Raw genomic sequence first — 16,598 nt, 5'->3', positions numbered from 1 at the left:
GTTATAGCACACATATTTCATAGTTTTCATGGCAATAGGAAAAATTTCTGATCTGATTACCGTATAAGCAATATGAGATCTAAAACGTGTTGGGGTAAACACATTTTATAAGCTTTGTTCAGCTTCTCGGCTAGAGAAGTTGCCCATTGCATGACATGACACTTATTCGAAGGGTGATCGATCTAAGGCACATAAAACTAAAGTGTGCATTTTTGTAGTTTACCCGACTAAAGTCAAGTTTAAAAATCGGCTTTTTCTGCTTTATTTATAAACTGGGTATTTTTTGCGCTTTGTGTCATCCATCACAATTTAATCCAAAGTCTAATATTTCCATATAAAACAAATAATTTCAGATATTTGCTGAATTTTTTATAATTTTTTCATATCACATACATAAAAATAAAGAATGAATTAAAAAATATATAAATCACTTGGTTATGATTCGCCAACGCATTTCAGCTTATTTTAACTCGCAAATAGGCAAGCTAATGCTCCAATTTTAAATAGGCACTATTGCAGATAAAAATCATCGAAAAATTGTCAACAAACCCTAGCTTCACGGGGAATTATTGCTAAAATTTAGCCAACATGATTTTTGTAATTGGTTTTCTGCCATTACTCTTTTTTGCTCAGGACTTCCAAACATGAAAACGCCAATGATCCGCTTGAGTTGTCTTTCTGCAAGCTTGATGTTAATTTTAGGCACCAGTGCGGTATCTGCAAAACAATACTATAAATGGGTCGATGCAAAAGGTTCGACGCATTACACCACCACACCTCCACCTAAAACTGCAAAAAAACAAGGAAAGGTCGATACCTACGGCTGGAGAAATTCTGCGCCGAACATTCCAAATCAAACTACAAATGCCACGACAGCAACTGCAAATGGCACAACGCCTGCAAATGTTAACAACAATACTACTCCCACACCCGTAATGGATCAGCAGCAACGTGAAGCCAATGATGCTTTGAATAAGGCACAACAAGAACGAGCCAATCCAGCCATTTTCTAATTTTTAGCCTGCAAAATATTGGCTACTTAAATTTTCCTGCACAATCCAGCGCGCAAAATTCACTTTTTACCGCATTTTGCGCTATGCTGTGCAACACACTTTTTTAACCGTTTATTCCTGATTTAACCTTATGACTACTCACATTGACCCTGAATATCAAGCCAGTGCGATTGAACCTCAAGTCCAGAATGACTGGGAATCTCGCAAAGCCTTTAAAGTTGCCGACACTGTCGAAGGTCCACATCGTTATATCCTCTCGATGTTCCCTTACCCAAGCGGCAAACTGCACATGGGTCACGTGCGTAACTACACCATTGGTGATGTGATTAGTCGTTTCCACCGTTTAAAAGGCGAAACCGTATTACAACCTATGGGTTGGGATGCGTTTGGCTTACCTGCTGAAAACGCGGCCATTGCCCATCAGGTTGCACCTGCTAAATGGACCTTTGAAAATATCGCCTACATGCGTGACCAATTGAAAAAATTGGGTTTGGCGGTAGATTGGGATCGTGAATTTGCCACCTGTACCCCAGAGTATTATCACTGGGAACAATGGTTATTCGTGCAACTGTATAAAAAAGGGTTAATTTATCGCAAACTCTCGACAGTCAACTGGGATCCTGTCGATCAAACAGTTTTGGCCAATGAACAGGTCGAAAATGGTCGTGGTTGGCGTTCAGGTGCATTGGTAGAAAAACGCGATATTCCAATGTACTACTTCCGCATTACCGATTATGCCCAAGAATTATTAGACGATTTAGAAACTTTAAAAGATGGTTGGCCACAGCAAGTCTTGACCATGCAGCGCAACTGGATTGGGCGTTCGCAAGGGATGGAAATCACATTCCCATCGGCAAATCCTGAAATTTATGCAGATGGTCTGACTGTATTTACAACGCGTGCTGACACGTTAATGGGTGCAACTTATGTGGCTGTTGCTGCAGAACATCCAATGGCGTTAAAAGCAGCAGAAAATAATGCACAATTAAAAGCCTTTATTGAAGAATGCCGCATGGGTTCTGTGGCAGAAGCTGACCTTGCCACTGCCGAAAAAAAAGGTATGGCGACTGGCTTGTTTGTGAAGCATCCAGTAACGGGTAAAGAATTGCCAGTGTGGATTGCCAACTATGTGTTGATGTCTTACGGTTCTGGTGCGGTGATGGCTGTACCTTCGCACGATGAGCGTGATTTTGAGTTTGCCAATAAATTCCAATTGCCAATTATTCAGGTGATTGATGCCAAAGGTGCAGACGATGCGGACTTTGACACAACCCAATGGCAAGAATGGTACGGTTCTAAAGAAGGTAAACTGGTCAATTCAGGCGAATTTGATGGTTTAGATTTCCAAGCGGCTTTTGATGCACTTTTAGCGAAATTAGAGCCACAAGGTTTAGCCAACGTAAAAGTACAATTCCGTTTACGTGACTGGGGTGTTTCACGCCAACGTTACTGGGGTTGCCCAATTCCAATGATCAACTGTGAAAAATGTGGACAAGTTCCAGTTCCAGAAGATCAACTTCCTGTCATTTTACCTACCGATGTTGTGCCAGATGGCTCAGGCAACCCGTTAAATAAAATGCCTGAATTCTATCAAACCACTTGCCCATGCTGTGGTGGCGAAGCACGTCGTGAAACCGATACCTTAGATACTTTTGTAGAGTCATCTTGGTATTACGCACGTTACGCATCTCCAGACTTTACAGGTGGCATGGTCAAGCCTGAAGCTGCACAAACTTGGTTGCCAGTCAATCAATATATTGGTGGTGTAGAACACGCCATCTTGCACTTGTTGTACGCACGTTTCTTCCACAAACTTATGCGTGATGAAGGCGTGGTACAAGGCAATGAACCATTTACCAACTTACTGACCCAAGGTATGGTCTTGGCTGACACCTTCTATCGCGAAGCAGAAAGCGGCAAGAAAACTTGGTTCAACCCTGCCGATATTGAGCTTGAAAAAGACGAAAAAGGTCGTGTTCTTTCTGCAAAATACATGGGCGATGGTCAAGCTGTGATTGTTGGCGGTCAGGAAAAAATGTCGAAATCGAAAAATAACGGTATCGACCCGCAAGCCATTATTGACCAATACGGCGCAGATACTGCACGTGTGTTTATGATGTTCGCTGCACCACCTGATCAGTCTTTAGAATGGTCAGATGCAGGTGTTGAAGGTGCGAACCGCTTCTTAAAACGTGTTTGGCGTTTGGCGGCAGGTTTCCTTGAAAAAGGCAGCAATGCAACTGCAATAGACAGCAGCAAACTTGCTACAGCAGCACAAGACTTACGTCGCAAAACCCATGAAACCATTCAAAAAGTGGGCGATGATATTGAACGTCGTCATGCGTTCAACACTGCAATTGCAGCATTGATGGAACTCTTGAATGCTTGCAACAAGTTTGAAGCACAGAATGAACAAGACCTTGCGGTTGAACGCGAAGCAATTGTGACGTTATTGACCTTGCTTGCGCCATTTGCACCACACTTGAGCCAAACCTTGTTGGCAGAGTTCGGAATTGAATTAACCTCCACCCTATTCCCTGTGGTCGATGAGTCTGCATTAACCCGCAATACTCAAACGATTGTGGTGCAGGTAAATGGTAAATTACGTGGCAAGCTTGATGTAGCAGTAGATGCATCTAAAGAAGACATTCTTGCACTTGCCAAAGCCTTACCTGAAGTACAACCATTCTTGACTGGGCCAACCAAGAAAGAAATTGTGGTACCGAATAAGTTAGTGAATTTGGTGGTTTAAGTGCTTTTAAGCCTCCCTTTTTAAATGGAGGTTTGGAGGGATTTTATAAAACAATCCCCCTAAACCCTCCTACAAAAAAGGAATTAAAACAATTTCCAAACAAAGCCCGTTGTCAGTCAATGGGCTTTGCACCTACAATCAAAATATTCTCAACTTCCGCTTTTAAACTTTCAAGAATATTACAGAGGACAGCACATGCACTTTAGCCAACGTCTAGCAGTCATTGTTTTAACTTGTGGACTCAGTGCTGGCTTAGTCGGCTGTGGTTTTCATCTTAAAGGCACCAATCCAAGCATTGCACCTGTGGCTTATTCAAAAATGAGTCTGGCTTTACCGAGCAATGCTGAAGAATTAGAAGAAAAACTTTCCATTCACATGGGTACAGCGGGCGTACAACTCAGCAATGACCCTAATGCCTATGTACTGCGTGTACTTGACTATACGCCACGTCGCTTGGAATTGAATGGCAAACTGGTAGAAACCTTATTACGTTTGAGTGTGACTTTCCGTATTGAAGATGCGCAAGGCAACCCGATCACCGAACCTCGTACCGTCATGGCAACGCGCAGTTATCAATACGATGTCGCAACTGTGAATACCGATGATCAGGAACAAAAATTCTTAAAAGAAGTCATTATTGATGATGTAGCACAGCAAATTGTGCGTCAAATTTCATCTAATCGTTTACCTTTGGTCAATCCACCTGTGTATTCAAACCCTAAATAAGTTTTCGAGTGCGATTTTTTTATGAAACTTGACTATCTACAAGCCCTCAAACGTGTCGATGAAGCACGCGGCGCATGGATTTTGCATGGTCAAGAACCCTTACTCGAACAAAACTTGTTGGATGCTTTTCGTGCCAGTTGGCAAAAACAGGATATTGAACGTCAGCGTTATGATTTAAATAGCGTTAGCGATTGGAAAAATGTATTCAATGCCTTAAACAGTCTGTCACTGTTTTCGAGTCAATTGGCGGTTGAAGTACACGGCAATATCAAGCCTGATGCCAGCACACTAAAACAACTGAAAAGTTATATTCAACACAATGAACAAAACTTGCTGTTGGTGGTAATGCCGAAACAAGACAACAATAGTCTGAAATCCAGTTTTTTTCAGTTGATTGATGCCAATGGGGTCAATGTTGCACTCACGGCGAATTATCCTAAAGATCGGCAGCAGATTTTAGGTTTGGAAGCAGAAAAGCTTGGCATCCAATTGGGACATGATGCGTGGCAATGGTTGGAACAACACCATGAACACAACCTTTTGGCTGCCAAAAACAGCTTGATGCGGGTCAGTGACACCTTTCCTGAAATTCAGCAGATTCAGATTGAACATTTACATGCCTGTTTACAAGATCAATCTCGTTATAGCACTTATGATTTAAATGATGCTTTACTGACGGGAAATCTAGCGCAAGCTATGAAAATTTTTCAATACCTCATGGCTTCGGGTGAAGCCATGAGTTTAATTTTGTGGAGCATCAGCAAAGAAATGCGCTTACTGATGCAATTATTTGAACAACCACAAAATGCTTTGCAACTGGGTATTTGGAAAAACAAAGTCAGTGTTTATCAGCAAGCTTTGCGACGTTTAAATCCAAATAGTTTCTTGCAATGGCCCGCCCTATTATTGCGTATTGATGCCGCCATCAAAGGGATGTCCAAGGAAAACCCTGAACATTTGGTGCTACAAGCCATTACAGAACTCTGTGGTAAAACGCTGTTTGCTTCTCACTCGGCTTAATTAAGCAGACTTCATCAAATAATTTTTAAAATCATCTGCTTTTCAGAGGATTAGCTAAAGAAACGTGCAAACCAACTTTTGCCTTTTTTCTGTTCCTGTGAACGCAAATAATGCAGCATATTGTCGCGTACCGCATCGACATAATCCTGATCATCATGCTGAATATGGTTAATCAACCATTTAGACAATAAACGATACAAGTCATGTTCTACCGATTCGCCATTGGCAAAACGTTGACGGCAATCATTCAAACGCTTCACAAAGAGTTCGTGAATACCGCGATGCGATGGTAAGTATTGATAATTGACCTGTGACAACAAGTTTTCTTCAAAGCTAAAATGCGATTGCGTATAGTCAATCAAGTCATCCAAGACTTCTTTGATTTGCTCCCGCGCACCTGTCGCTCGTATTTTTTCCAGCGCATTAATATAGTCCAGAATTTGTCGATGTTGATTGTCAATCACATCAATTCCAATATTAAATTTCTCACTCCATTCCATGATTTACCCCTCAGATTTTTTGCTTAAAGTCGTGTTTTATTGCATCGTCCCGATGCCGTATTATCCTAATGATTAAATCCATAATTATTTTATGGAATTTGATACTAGCCGCTTTTAATTTTTAAATCCATATAGAAAATAAGGTTTTTTAAGCAACTTAGACCATAGTTGTATTTTTCAGCATTTATCATAAAAATTCATAAAATTATCATAGAGATGAAACAAACTACCCCACCTCGTTAACAGATGCTATTTTCACTTTTTTTATGGATGTAATACCGTACTCAGACTGTATTAAATCTAGCTCAAACCACTAATAAATAATTCTCATTTGCAGTTTCTTCAAAAAATTCACGATTTATCCTTATTTCACTTCTATAATCCTTTTAATTTCTTTTTCTGTTTTTTGACTCATGCCAAAAATAAAATCGACCAAACTTATTGCGGGAATTATCATTGCGCTGATGCTGGCATTTGCCGCTTGGTATTTTTTAAAACCCAAAGAACAACAACCGCAATACATTACTGCCGAAGTGAGCCGTGGAGATATTGAAAGTGCGGTGTTGGCAACAGGCGTACTTGAAGCCACCAAAATGGTCAGTGTTGGTGCGCAAGTTTCAGGTCAAGTCAAAAAAATGTATGTTCAGTTAGGCGATCAAGTCAAACAAGGACAGTTGATTGCCCAAATTGACTCCGTACGACAGGAAAATGAGTTTAAAACAGCGCAGGCCAGTATTAAAAACCAACAGGCACAATTGGCGGTTCGACAAGCCAATCTCGCCAAAGTCGCAGCAGAATATCAGCGTCAACAAGCCATGTATGCGCAAGATGCGACCTCACGTGCCGAACTTGAAACTGCCTTAGCCAACTATAAAACTTCACAAGCAGAAATTGCTGCCATTAACGCTCAAATTGAACAGTCACGCCTAACTTTAGACACGTCTAAAGAAAATTTAGGTTATACCCGTATTCTTGCCCCAATGGATGGCACTGTCGTCGCAATTGTGACCGAAGAAGGTCAAACCGTGAACGCCAATCAAAGTGCGCCCACGATTGTTAAATTAGCCAAACTTGACACCATGACTGTAAAAGCAGAAATTTCTGAAGCGGATGTAATGAAGGTCGAAGAGGGACAAACGGTCTATTTCACCACCTTGGGCAACAGTGAGAAAAAACATTACGCTACTTTACGTCAGGTAGAACCTGCACCCAAATCCATCAATACCGAAAGCAATAACAACACCTCATCATCTTCAAGTTCTGCCGTGTACTACAACGCTTTATTTGACGTACCAAATGAAGACGGCAAGCTACGCATCAATATGACCGCACAAGTGTCCATTGTTTTGGCAGAAGCGCGCAATGTGCTGACCATTCCTGCTGCTGCGGTGCAAGGTGCAAACCGTTCACGCAGTCGTGGCAACAGCAATAATTCTGACAGCAACGCACGTGCTGAGCGCGACAATACCGATGCCAGTTCTGCCAAACGCCCTGCCCGTTTGGAATTGACTGCCAATGAAAAAGCCTTGATTGATCAAGGTAAAGCCTCTTTAGGCATGGTACGTGTACTGCAAGCCGATGGCTCAGCTCGACCTCAATCGGTATTGCTTGGCTTAAATAACCGTGCAACAGTACAAGTCATTCGTGGCTTAAAACTGGGCGATCAAGTCATTATTGCCGATGGCTCCGATACCTCAAACGATGCGGCGAAGCGTGGTGGTCGTGTTGGCCCATCAGTGAGAATGTAAGATGAGTCAGTCACAACCTCTGTTAGAGGTCACCAATCTGACCCGTGAATTCCCTGCGGGTGAATCTACAGTGCAGATTCTCAAAGGCATTGATCTGAAGATTTACCCAGGTGAATTGGTTGCGATTGTAGGTCAGTCGGGTTCGGGAAAATCCACTCTCATGAATATTTTGGGCTGTCTGGATCAACCCACCACAGGCAGCTACAAAGTCAAAGGACGCGAAACCCGACAACTTGAAGCCGATGAACTGGCACAGTTGCGTCGTGAATATTTTGGTTTTATTTTCCAACGCTATCATTTATTAGGCGATTTAAGCGCTGCAGGCAACGTCGAAGTGCCTGCAATTTATGCAGGTGCCGATGTTGAAGAACGACAAGCACGCGCGACTGCGCTGCTCAGTGACTTAGGTCTAGCCGATAAAACCCAAAACCGCCCAAGTCAGCTTTCAGGTGGGCAACAACAACGTGTATCCATTGCACGTGCCTTGATGAATGGTGGCGATGTGATTCTTGCCGATGAACCCACAGGTGCACTCGACAAGAATAGCGGTATTGAAGTGATGCGGATTTTGCGTGAGCTAAATACCAAAGGTCACACCATCATCTTGGTCACACATGACCATAATGTCGCTAAAAATGCCACACGGATTATTGAAATCAGTGATGGGCTTATTATTTCTGATCAGCCCAACACACCTGCCGATCAAGATGATATTACCCAACAAACCTTGCAACATCCGCCACAAAAAAGAACTTCAGCTTGGCGTTCTGTATTTGATCGTTTAGGTGAAGCCTTCCGCATGGCGCTACTGGCGATGAATGCACATCGCATGCGCACCTTTTTAACCATGCTCGGGATTATTATCGGGATCGCTTCGGTTGTATCTGTTGTGGCACTGGGCAATGGTTCACAGAAACAAATTTTAGAAAACATCAGCAGTTTAGGCACCAATACCATCACCGTGTTTCAAGGGCGTGGTTTTGGTGATACCTCGCGCTCATCTCAGCTTAAAACCCTAATTCCTGCCGATGCCGATGCTTTGGCAGAACAACCTTATGTGGATGGGGTCAGCCCATCGGTCAATAGCAACGTCACAGTACGTTTTAAAGACACCGAGGCTTCTGCCACAGTCAATGGTGTGAGCGAAGACTTTTTCTATGTGCGCGGCATGAACTTCCAGTCGGGTCAGCCTTTTGACAAACACAGCGTGCTGGAACAAGCGCAAGATGTGGTGATTGATCACAACACCAAAAATACATTTTTTAGTGATGGCAGCAACCCTGTCGGGCAAGTAATTTTATTGGGCAGCGTACCCAGCCGTATTATTGGCGTGGTCGAAGAACAAAAAAGCATGATGGGCAATGCCGACAGCTTAAATGTGTATTTGCCCTACTCTACGGTAATGAGCCGCATGCTTGGCCAAAGCCATGTGCGCAGCATTATTGTACGAGTCAAAGATGAATATCCAAGTGCTGCAGCAGAAAATGCCATCCTAAGTCTGTTGGTACAGCGTCATGGTGCGCAGGATGTATTTACTCAAAATGCCGACAGTATCCGTGAAACCATCCAACAAACTACCGCCACCATGACCTTACTGGTTTCTGCTATTGCAGTGATTTCACTGGTGGTCGGTGGAATTGGCGTAATGAACATCATGTTGGTCTCTGTCACAGAACGCACCCAAGAAATTGGGGTACGCATGGCAGTCGGCGCACGACAAAGCGATATTTTGCAGCAATTTTTAATTGAAGCCATTTTAGTGTGTATTTTAGGCGGTGTACTTGGCGTCTTGCTCGCACTCGGAATTGGGCAATTGATTAATCATGTGGCAGGTGGAACCTTTCAAATGGCGTACTCCACCACCTCGATTGTAGCCGCTTTTGTCTGTTCAAGCCTGATTGGAATTGTGTTCGGTTTTATTCCTGCACGTAATGCTGCCCAACTGAACCCTGTCGATGCGCTATCTAGAGAATAAGGAATTAGAGTAAGGAATGATGATGCGATTTAACCAGAAGTCACGACAATTCAGCCAACTCGTCACTGCGCTTTTTCTTGGCAGCAGCTTAGTGGGTTGTGCAGCCGTAGTCAAAACACCTTATCAGGCACCTGCTGCAAATATTCCTCAACAGTTTGAGCAGCAGCAAAAAAGCCAGCAAGTCCTTGCACAACTAAATACAGACCGTTGGTGGACACTCTTTCACGATGCTGCTTTAAATCAATTGGTTGAACAAGTCTTGGCGCGTAACAGTGACCTCGCGGTTGCAGGACTGAATTTACAACAAGCCAGATTACAAGCCAAACAAAGCCAAAGTCAGCAAGGTGTCCGGATTGGCAATGCAGGTATTTCTACAGGGCATCAATTTAGTTTAGAGGGCAATGGTGATACAGCGCGTGGGATTTCGCTGAATTATCCTGGACTGAGCTATGAATTGGACTTATTCGGTAAACTTGCCAATCAGACTGAAGCTGCACGTTGGGAAGCCTTAGCCACCGAACAAGACTTACAAGCCACCGCACAAAGCCTGATTGCAACCACTGCCAATTTATATTGGCAATTGGGTTATTTAAATGAACGCTATGTTGTCGCACAACAAAACCTTGCCAGTACGCAAAAAACGTATCAATTGGTCAGTGCGCAATATCGCGCGGGTGCAGTTTCAGGATTGGATTTAAACCAAGCCGAACAAGCCCTGCAAAGTCAAAAATCAACCTTGAGCCAAATTGCACAGCAAAAAGTTGAAACACGCACCGCCTTGGCAGTTTTACTGCATCAACCTGTGCAAATGTTGAATATCAATGAACCACAGAGTTTAGCCGCTGTTCGTTTACCGAATATTACTGCTGGCTTACCTGCAGAACTGCTGTCACGTCGTCCCGACTTACGTGCAGCCGAATTACGTTTACGTAAAGCCTTGGCCAATAAAGATGCCAATCGAGCCAGTTATTACCCATCCATCAGTCTTACAGGCACACTCAGTACAGGTGTCGGTACAGGCGCGCATACCTCTTTAAGCGATGCCCTAAAAAACCCAATTGCCACTTTAGGTGCAGGTTTAACCCTGCCATTTTTGCAATGGAATGATATGCAGCGCGATCTAAAAGTGAATGCTTTGGAATATGAAAAAGCCATTGTGCAATATCGACAAACTTTATATAAAGCCTTTGCCGATGTCGAAAATGCACTGTCAGCACGAACCGCGCTGAATCAACAAGTCGCGCTGCAAAGCCGCAATTTAGCACTGGCAGAGAAAACTGAACGCTTAACTGAGGTGCGTTATCGGCATGGTGCGATTGCCTTAAAAAACCTGCTAGATGCACAAGAAACCACCCGCAATGCACGTTTAAGTTTATTGCAGACCAAGCAAAACCAATACAACGCCTATGTGACTTTATTGCAAGCGTTGGGTGGTAGTCCGATTCAAAACATTCAATAATGCAAGAGTTGATCTAAATTGATCACGATAAAAAAAGCCTGTGGATGATTTTAAACATCCACAGGCTTTTGCTTGCTTTGTATATAAACTTTGAAATTAAGTTTTCTCAGATAATAACGCTTCTTTACTTAATACTTGATGGCTACTGGTCGCAATTGGCAAACTGACTTTAAAAGTCGTTCCCACACCTTCTTTCGATTCCACCACAATTTGCCCGTGGTTCAAATCGACAAAACGCTTACACAACACCAAACCTAAACCAATACCCTTTTCACCTGCAGTGCCTTTAAAACTAACAGTAAGTTTAGGCTCGAACAGCGTTTCGAGTTGTTGTGCAGTCATGCCCAAACCCGTATCTTGAATATAAATATCCACACTGGTTTCTGTTTGCTCTGCACGTAAAATGACTTTGCCTGTGCCATCGGTAAAGGTAAATTTCAGCGCATTCGACACCAAATTTTGAATCACCGAGGTAATCATATTGATGTCGGCATAAACTTTAATGCCTTCTTCAACTTGATCAATCAGTTCAATATTTTTCTTGATTGCCAAACTTTTCAACACATCGCAAACAATTTTGGTCGATTGCTTTAACTCAAAATTAATTGGGTGATACACAAAGCGTCCACCCTCTGCCATCGCCCAATTCAATAAACTTTCTAGCAAGTTATAGGTCGATTGTGCTGTGTCGAATAAATAGTCGGCAATATTTTGAATACTAGAATCATCCAAAGTTTCGCGCTCTTGCGCTAAAACTTCCGAAAACCCCAATAAGCCATGAAATGGCGCGCGCAAATCATGCGCAATAATTTGGAAAAATTTGGTTTTACTAAAATTCAATGCAGACTGCTGTTCATACAGTTCTTTTAAGCTTGCATAATCAACTTTTAATTCAATATAACGCACCAAACCTGCAGCAAACTCCGCCACTGTCGGCAAAGCACCTAAACTAAACGCTTCTTCACGATGATCAAATAACAACAACTGCCCAATCGACTCGCCATCGGTTTTGAGTAAATCCAGTGCAATTAAACGAGCCGCTTCTATCCCCAAACTTGCAATATGCTGCACAAAATTCGCATATTGAGGATGTTGAGGTTCAATCAGTTGCTGACCTTGAAAGAAAACGTCTAACTGTGCGGTTGGATTGGCATGAAAAGCTTTAAAAACTTGATTGGTGGAATACCAGATATATGGCTCATTTTTAAAAGTCAAAATGGCATGATCGACTTGCAACATTTGACGGGCAAACTTCAAAAAACCATCAATTTGGTTAGTTGGCGTATGTACGCCCAATAATAACGAGAGTGTGCAAGCACTGAGTTGCTCCGTTTCGGGACCAATTTCAAGCAACTGTATTTTCATTTTTGCCTCGTTAATTAAAGTTTGACACGTTATGAATTATTTTCTCTTCAAAATTCGTCCATTGAATTCAGAGTTAACCTACAAACTTTAACACAAAACATAAGCTTTCAAACTAATTTAAAAAACTGCGTAACAACTCGGCATTTCTTCTTTACTACTTGATTTTTTCATCTATGGATTAACAAGGGTTTAGCTCACGCTTGATTATGATTTTTGATGGATCAAACGGTGCTACAAACCCGCTAAAAAATACGCTTATTTTTGTAAAATTTGGACCATAAAAATAGATCTAAACTTTTAAAATATAAATCAGGCTTTTTATCTGTAGATTTCCCTCCGTTTTTGAAGAAAATCTCAACTTCTATACAAGAGTTTACATTGCATCACACTGTAAAAAATAGAAGCAACATATTGATAAACCTATAAAATAAATAGAATAAATATATCCACCTATCATTTTCATCGGTTATTTATCAAACATTCGACTTAAGTCGAACCCTCAACTGGTTAATTTATAATAAAATATACATATATTTTTGATGTCATATCTTCATCATACGATTTGATTAGTATTTCAACACTAAATACTCAAGGCGATTTTTAGGTTTAAATAGGCTCATTTTTACATTAAGCCGTGTCTTGACTCGCACAAATGCGACACATCATTTCGTAGCGAAATGGCGTCATCACTGTAATTACGTTGACTGAAATGCATTGAGAGTCGATACTCTCAAGGTTAAATTAGGCAAATCGGTTCGCAGGGGCTGAGTCATCATCTCGCTCCTAAAAAACTCAATCAAAGCAAGGGGCTATATATGGCTGGTGGAAAGTCAAAAATCATTTACACACTGACCGATGAGGCGCCATTGTTGGCGACCTACTCTCTACTGCCGATCATTGAGACCTTTACTAAGCCTGCTGGCATCGAGATTGTCAAGAGTGATATCTCTGTCGCAGCACGCGTACTCTCTGAATTCTCGGAATACCTAAGCGAAGAACAGAAGGTAGCCGACAACCTCGCAGAGCTTGGACGTCTCACGCAAGATCCAGATACCAATATCATCAAACTTCCGAACATCAGTGCTTCAGTTGCTCAGTTAATTGCATGTATCAAGGAATTACAAGCAAAAGGCTATGCAATTCCTGACTATCCTGAAAATGCGGATACTGAAGAAGAGAAAGCTTTACTCGCTCGTTTTGGTAAATGCTTAGGTTCAGCAGTAAACCCTGTATTACGTGAAGGTAACTCTGACCGTCGTGCACCTGCTGCAGTGAAAAACTATGCAAAAAAACACCCTCACTCTATGGGTGAATGGAAGCAATGGTCACAAACTCACGTTTCACACATGGATGAAGGTGACTTCTACCATGGCGAAAAATCAATGACGCTTGACCGCGCACGTAACGTAAAAATGGAACTCATCACTCATTCTGGTGAAACCATTGTATTGAAAGAAAAAGTAGCGTTACTTGATGGCGAAATCATCGATTCTATGTTCATGAGCAAGAAAGCGCTTTGCGACTTCTATGAAAAAGAATTGGATGATTGTAAAGAAGCAGGCATTTTGTTCTCTTTACACGTAAAAGCGACCATGATGAAAGTTTCACACCCGATTGTATTCGGTCACTGTGTGAAAATTTACTATAAAGAAGCGTTTGAAAAACACGGTAAATTGTTTGAAGAACTTGGCATTAACGTCAACAACGGTATGGCAGGTCTTTATGAAAAGATCGAAACCTTACCAACTTCTTTACGTGAAGAAATCATCGAAGATTTACACGCATGCCAAGAACACCGCCCTGCACTTGCAATGGTGGATTCTGCAAAAGGCATCACCAACTTCCACTCTCCAAACGACGTAATTGTAGATGCTTCTATGCCTGCAATGATTCGTGGTGGCGGTAAAATGTGGGGTGCTGACGGTAAACCTTACGACTGTAAAGCAGTAATGCCTGAATCTACTTTCGCGCGTATTTACCAAGAAATGATCAATTTCTGTAAGTGGAATGGTAACTTCGACCCACGTACGATGGGTACTGTGCCAAACGTAGGTTTGATGGCGCAAAAAGCTGAAGAATACGGCTCACACGACAAGACTTTTGAAGTTCCTGCTGCAGGTGTTGCAAACATCACCGACATTGACACGGGTGAAGTGTTGATGACTCAAAACGTAGAAGAAGGCGACATCTGGCGTATGTGTCAGGTGAAAGATGCACCTATTCGCGACTGGGTTAAACTTGCAGTAACACGTGCACGTAACTCTGGTATGCCAGCAATTTTCTGGTTAGACCCGTACCGTCCACACGAAAACGAAGTGATCAAGAAAGTTCAAAAATACTTAAAAGATCACGACACGACTGGTTTAGATATTCAAATCATGTCACAAGTTCGTGCGATGCGTTATACACTTGAGCGTGTTGCGCGTGGTTTAGACACCATTTCTGTAACAGGTAACATCTTACGTGACTACCTCACTGACTTGTTCCCAATTATGGAGCTTGGTACTTCTGCGAAAATGTTATCTATCGTTCCGTTAATGGCGGGTGGTGGTATGTACGAAACTGGTGCGGGTGGTTCTGCGCCTAAACACGTACAACAACTTGTTGAAGAAAACCACTTACGTTGGGATTCATTAGGTGAGTTCCTTGCGCTTGCTGCTTCTTTAGAAGAAATGGGTATTAAAGAAGATAATACTCGTGCGAAATTACTTGCATCAACTCTTGATCAAGCGACCAGCAAATTACTTGATAACGACAAGTCTCCATCACGTCGTACTGGCGAACTGGACAACCGTGGCAGCCACTTCTACTTGGCAAAATTCTGGGCAGAAGCACTTGCTGCTCAAGATGAAGATGCTGAGTTGAAAGCGAAGTTTGCACCACTTGCACAAGCTTTAGCTGCAAACGAAGACAAAATTGTTGCTGAACTTGCGGAAGTACAAGGTAAATCGGTTGATATCGGTGGTTACTACGCAGTAGATCAAGCTAAAGTGAATGCAGTAATGCGTCCAAGCGCAACATTCAATGCTGCTCTTGATGCAGCTCAATAAGATGATGCAAAACTAACCTAAGTTAGTGATGTAAAAAACCAGCGCTTCGGCGCTGGTTTTTTTACACCCTCATTTATATAGTGTTATGACAACTATTTCATTTTATGCTTAGATCTAAATTTTATGAATGTGAGTTATCAAAGGTTAGGATTTTTCATTCAACTAGAGCCATAAAATAAGGAAAACCTAAAATGGCAAATTCGTGGGGAATACCAAAGCACATAGAAGATGCGGTCTCGGAGCGAGACCTGTGCTGTGTATATTGCGGCAAAAAGTTTGGCACTGAAAGAGCTAATAAGAAGTCTTGGGAACACATTATCAACGATATAAGAATTACAACCTTATCCAATATTGCATTGTGCTGTATTGGCTGCAATGCATCTAAAGGCAATAAAGACTTAGCAACTTGGCTCCATTCTGAGAATGCTCGAAAAAGAGGCATCACCACTGAGACAATTGCAGATGTCATCAAAGTAGCTTTAGATAGTGAATAAAGCTTTTAAGTACTACAAGCCCTATAAGACACCCGATCAATCACATTTGATTATTGTATTGATCTAATAATTTAAGCTTAGCATCTGATTCCACCATGAGTACCAATGAAAAATCAGGTACTCATTTGGGTACTCATTTTCCAAAGTGACCACCTGAATTGTGGCTAATGGAATCATTAAGACTGGAGCTAAAAAATGGCACAACCCATTAATATACAGACAATAAAAAAGCCCCCAAGTCTTAATATGCTTGAGGGCTTTTCCTTTATATGGTCCCGAGGGTCGGACTCGAACCGACACGTCATCTCTGACAGCGGATTTTGAGTCCGCCGCGTCTACCAATTTCACCACCTCGGGTAGGTGTTGATGGGTATAATAAACTTTTTTGACAGCTTGTCAACGCAAGTTTTTTGCAATTGTTTAAAATTAAATCAGCTGTCATTTTTTTGATTTATAATCGACCAATTTCATCCATAAAACCTAAAAAAGCATATAC

General features: G+C 42.0%; 11 protein-coding genes and 1 tRNA gene. 9 read left to right on the top strand and 3 right to left on the bottom strand.

The window, feature by feature from the left end; all coding sequences use genetic code 11:
* Positions 1-689 precede the first annotated feature (689 nt).
* The 4 genes from FTT70_RS07275 to holA all read left to right on the top strand — a co-directional run bounded on the left by FTT70_RS07275 (position 690) and on the right by holA (position 5,511).
* The gene (locus tag FTT70_RS07275) at positions 690-1,013 is read left to right on the top strand and encodes a DUF4124 domain-containing protein (RefSeq protein WP_373685743.1); all 324 of its coding nucleotides are present in this window, start codon (positions 690-692) and stop codon (positions 1,011-1,013) included.
* Positions 1,014-1,143: 130 nt separating this feature from the next.
* Complete coding sequence (leuS, locus tag FTT70_RS07270; RefSeq protein WP_131261820.1) at positions 1,144-3,765, top strand: leucine--tRNA ligase; 2,622 nt, start codon at positions 1,144-1,146, stop codon at positions 3,763-3,765.
* Positions 3,766-3,960: 195 nt separating this feature from the next.
* Positions 3,961-4,491 (top strand): LPS assembly lipoprotein LptE, encoded by a 531-nt coding sequence (gene lptE, locus FTT70_RS07265; RefSeq protein ID WP_004974973.1) that lies wholly within the window; start codon positions 3,961-3,963, stop codon positions 4,489-4,491.
* Positions 4,492-4,512: 21 nt separating this feature from the next.
* Positions 4,513-5,511, top strand: a complete 999-nt coding sequence (gene holA / locus FTT70_RS07260) for a DNA polymerase III subunit delta (RefSeq protein WP_131261819.1) — start codon at positions 4,513-4,515, stop codon at positions 5,509-5,511.
* Between the two features lie 50 nt (positions 5,512-5,561).
* On the opposite strand, the gene FTT70_RS07255 is transcribed toward holA, so the two are convergent.
* Positions 5,562-6,011 carry a bacteriohemerythrin gene (locus tag FTT70_RS07255; RefSeq protein ID WP_004974971.1) on the bottom strand — a complete coding sequence of 150 codons (450 nt, stop codon included), beginning with the start codon at positions 6,009-6,011 and terminating at the stop codon, positions 5,562-5,564.
* A 413-nt stretch (positions 6,012-6,424) separates the two neighbouring features.
* On the opposite strand from FTT70_RS07255, the gene FTT70_RS07250 reads away from it, so the two are divergent.
* From FTT70_RS07250 to FTT70_RS07240, 3 genes are read left to right on the top strand one after another with little or no spacing between them, the layout of a single operon-like run.
* Positions 6,425-7,759, top strand: coding sequence for an efflux RND transporter periplasmic adaptor subunit (locus tag FTT70_RS07250; RefSeq protein ID WP_131262020.1), 1,335 nt, complete (start codon positions 6,425-6,427; stop codon positions 7,757-7,759).
* A 1-nt stretch (position 7,760) separates the two neighbouring features.
* A complete protein-coding gene (locus FTT70_RS07245; protein ID WP_104852515.1) occupies positions 7,761-9,734 on the top strand; it encodes a MacB family efflux pump subunit in 1,974 nt (657 codons plus the stop codon).
* 22 nt (positions 9,735-9,756) lie between these two features.
* A complete protein-coding gene (locus tag FTT70_RS07240) occupies positions 9,757-11,193 on the top strand; it encodes an efflux transporter outer membrane subunit (RefSeq protein WP_131262023.1) in 1,437 nt (478 codons plus the stop codon).
* Between the two features lie 96 nt (positions 11,194-11,289).
* On the opposite strand, the gene FTT70_RS07235 is transcribed toward FTT70_RS07240, so the two are convergent.
* Positions 11,290-12,558 (bottom strand): sensor histidine kinase KdpD, encoded by a 1,269-nt coding sequence (locus FTT70_RS07235; protein ID WP_180008998.1) that lies wholly within the window; start codon positions 12,556-12,558, stop codon positions 11,290-11,292.
* An 815-nt stretch (positions 12,559-13,373) separates the two neighbouring features.
* Here FTT70_RS07235 and FTT70_RS07230 point away from each other — a divergent pair.
* Positions 13,374-15,608 (top strand): NADP-dependent isocitrate dehydrogenase, encoded by a 2,235-nt coding sequence (locus tag FTT70_RS07230; RefSeq protein WP_167846287.1) that lies wholly within the window; start codon positions 13,374-13,376, stop codon positions 15,606-15,608.
* A 191-nt stretch (positions 15,609-15,799) separates the two neighbouring features.
* Positions 15,800-16,102, top strand: a complete 303-nt coding sequence (locus tag FTT70_RS07225; RefSeq protein WP_180168452.1) for an HNH endonuclease — start codon at positions 15,800-15,802, stop codon at positions 16,100-16,102.
* Between the two features lie 270 nt (positions 16,103-16,372).
* Here the strand turns inward: FTT70_RS07225 and FTT70_RS07220 are convergent.
* A tRNA-Leu gene (locus tag FTT70_RS07220) sits at positions 16,373-16,459 on the bottom strand.
* Between the last annotated feature and the right edge of the window lie 139 nt (positions 16,460-16,598).

Origin of the sequence: Acinetobacter sp. YH01003 (assembly GCF_013420525.1) — a bacterium.
Lineage (GTDB): Bacteria > Pseudomonadota > Gammaproteobacteria > Pseudomonadales > Moraxellaceae > Acinetobacter > Acinetobacter towneri.
Note: the sequence above shows the minus strand (reverse complement) of the source record. Positions and strands in the feature narration are given on the sequence as shown.

Excerpts from the sequence above, each read along its gene's own strand:
- FTT70_RS07240 (WP_131262023.1), top strand. The coding sequence starts at position 9,757 with ATGCGATTTAACCAGAAGTCACGACAATTCAGCCAACTCGTCACTGCG.
- FTT70_RS07250 (WP_131262020.1), top strand. The coding sequence starts at position 6,425 with ATGCCAAAAATAAAATCGACCAAACTTATTGCGGGAATTATCATTGCG.
- leuS (WP_131261820.1), top strand. The coding sequence starts at position 1,144 with ATGACTACTCACATTGACCCTGAATATCAAGCCAGTGCGATTGAACCT.
- FTT70_RS07245 (WP_104852515.1), top strand. The coding sequence starts at position 7,761 with ATGAGTCAGTCACAACCTCTGTTAGAGGTCACCAATCTGACCCGTGAA.
- FTT70_RS07225 (WP_180168452.1), top strand. The coding sequence starts at position 15,800 with ATGGCAAATTCGTGGGGAATACCAAAGCACATAGAAGATGCGGTCTCG.
- FTT70_RS07235 (WP_180008998.1), bottom strand. The coding sequence starts at position 12,558 with ATGAAAATACAGTTGCTTGAAATTGGTCCCGAAACGGAGCAACTCAGT.
- FTT70_RS07275 (WP_373685743.1), top strand. The coding sequence starts at position 690 with ATGTTAATTTTAGGCACCAGTGCGGTATCTGCAAAACAATACTATAAA.
- FTT70_RS07230 (WP_167846287.1), top strand. The coding sequence starts at position 13,374 with ATGGCTGGTGGAAAGTCAAAAATCATTTACACACTGACCGATGAGGCG.
- FTT70_RS07255 (WP_004974971.1), bottom strand. The coding sequence starts at position 6,011 with ATGGAATGGAGTGAGAAATTTAATATTGGAATTGATGTGATTGACAAT.
- holA (WP_131261819.1), top strand. The coding sequence starts at position 4,513 with ATGAAACTTGACTATCTACAAGCCCTCAAACGTGTCGATGAAGCACGC.
- lptE (WP_004974973.1), top strand. The coding sequence starts at position 3,961 with ATGCACTTTAGCCAACGTCTAGCAGTCATTGTTTTAACTTGTGGACTC.